This is a genomic window from Mesorhizobium sp. M1A.F.Ca.IN.022.07.1.1 (assembly GCF_003997575.1).
Taxonomy (GTDB): domain Bacteria; phylum Pseudomonadota; class Alphaproteobacteria; order Rhizobiales; family Rhizobiaceae; genus Mesorhizobium.
Genome location: NZ_RZST01000558.1, coordinates 1 through 2,194, shown reverse-complemented (window position 1 = coordinate 2,194; position 2,194 = coordinate 1). Strand labels below are relative to the sequence as shown.

Here is a 2,194-nt window from a genome sequence, read left to right as displayed (position 1 = left end):
CAGGGTAACTATTGCGCGCTGGGGCGGCGCCTTCGATTTGCAGGGTGTTGTGCGACGCGTGGAGCCTTCCGGCTTCACCAAAATCTCCGCGCTCGGCGTGGAAGAACAGCGCGTCTGGGTCGTCATCGACATAGTCTCGCCGCGACAGACGTGGGCCAGTCTGGGAGACGGTTACCGAGTTGAGGTCAAGATCGTACTGGACGAGACCGGCCAAGCGATCATCGTGCCGATGGGAGCGCTGTTCCGGCGAGGCGATGCGTGGAACGTCTTTGTCGTAGAGGGTGGCCGGGCGCATCTCCGGCAGGTACAAGTATCGCACCTTTCGGCACGGGTCGCTGCAATAGCTCAGGGTGTAGGTCCTGGCGAAACTGTCGTCACCTACCCCTTCGCCGCACTTGTCGATGGAAGCAAGGTCAGGCTCCAATAAAAGAGCCTCGTCAAGCGCTCAGCCGTCCGGCCCAGCGATATTTGAGGAACTCGAGCAAGACGACCAATCCGATTGCGGCCGCCAGCACCGCGGCCAGATCCCTCAGTCTCGGCGGCCCGAATTGGAGGAGGAGGTTCGCGGACGGCCACAGGAGCACCAGTCCGAGCACTATCGCGTCGACGGCGATGACGGCACCGAGGGCGCGATTGGGTCTTGATAGTGCTGAAGTCAGCGAGGCGCTGAAAGCACGATTGACCAAAACCAGGCCGAGAATGCTCACCACCAGGGCAAAGAAAGCTAGGGCACGGAGTTCATTTTCTGGAATTCCGAGGTTAAGGCCGAGCAGGAAGATAGCGGTGGCAACTGCCAATGTCAGCAAGCCCTGAGCCAGGCTCCATGCCACCAATGGGCGCGTAAACAGCGCCTCTTCTGGATCCCGCGCAGGCCGTTCCATTATATCTTCTTCCTCGGTCTCTGCTTCGAAGACGAGTGAGCAGACCGGGTCTATCACCATCTCAAGAAGTGCGATGTGAATCGGCCCGAACAGAATGGGCAGGCCGAACAGCAAGGGCATCAAAGCCAACCCTGCGATCGGCACGTGCACGGCGAAGATGAAACTCATCGCCTTTCGCAAATTGTCGTAGATGCGCCGTCCCAGCCTGATTGTCTTGACAATCGAACCGAAGTCGTCGTCCAGAAGGACGATGGAGGAAGCTTCACGCGCAACGTCCGTGCCGCGCCCGCCCATCGCGATGCCGATATCCGCAGCCTTCAGCGAGGGAGCGTCATTGACCCCATCCCCGGTCATGGCGACAACTTCGCCGTTCGCCTTCAGGGCATTCACGATGGCCAGTTTCTGATTGGGCATGATTCGCGCAAACACGGTCGTCGTCTTAACCGCTTTGGAAAGGTCTGCTGCGCTCAGCGCCCTCAGCTCTTCTCCCGTGACGACATCGGCGACATCCAATCCGGCCTTGCGCGCTATGGCCTTTGCGGTGGCGGGATAGTCCCCGGTGATCATAACCACGCGGATACCTGCTGACCTGCAAGAGGCCACGGCGTCCCGAACCCCCGGCCGCAGCGGATCGGCGAGCCCAACTAGGCCTACGAATTCGAAATCAAAGCCAGTTTGCTCGTCGGCCAATCCGCTCTCGGCATGAGTCGCGCGCGCCACCCCCAGAACCCTCAACCCCTCTGCAGCCATGGCATCGGCGTCCTTTCGGATCGAGACGATCCGTTCTGCGCCCAAGCGGCAAAGCTTTAGGATCGCCTCCGGCGAGCCTTTGGCAGCGATGAGGCAACCCGGATCGCCTGCGTTCGTCCGCCAGACGTTCGACATTGCCAGCAGCTCCGGCCGGAGTCCGTAGGAGCGAACCAGTTGCCGGTCGCTGACGCCCGAACGCCTCGGCAGTCTTTCAGCCGCCAGCTCGTAGAACGCCTTTTCCATGGGATCGAACGGAATCTCAGCACTGGCAAGCACGCCAAGCTCGACCAGGTCGCGGAAAGCCTCGGGAATGAGGCTTGAGGCGTTCAGGAGCGGTAAGACGTCTCCGCCCGGCGTCCTCAACTCTGCAACAGCCATCTGGTTCTTGGTCAGTGTTCCAGTCTTATCTGTGCAGAGCACAGTCGCGGATCCAAGCGTTTCAATTGCCGTGGCTCGTCGGGTCAGCACCCGCACCTGGGATATGCGCCAGGCGCCCATGGCCATGAAGATCGTCAGCACCATCGGAAACTCTTCCGGCAGCATCGACATGCCCAAAGCAATAC

The 2,194-nt window shown here is 60.6% G+C and carries 1 protein-coding gene and 1 pseudogene; one reads left to right on the top strand and one right to left on the bottom strand.

Annotated elements, in window-relative coordinates; genetic code table 11:
• A pseudogene (locus EOA75_RS34330) lies at positions 1-427 on the top strand (efflux transporter periplasmic adaptor subunit); the annotation flags it as partial.
• 10 nt (positions 428-437) lie between these two features.
• Here the strand turns inward: EOA75_RS34330 and EOA75_RS32105 are convergent.
• The coding region (locus tag EOA75_RS32105) for a cation-translocating P-type ATPase (RefSeq protein ID WP_164747726.1) at positions 438-2,194 on the bottom strand (1,757 nt) is incomplete at its 5' end.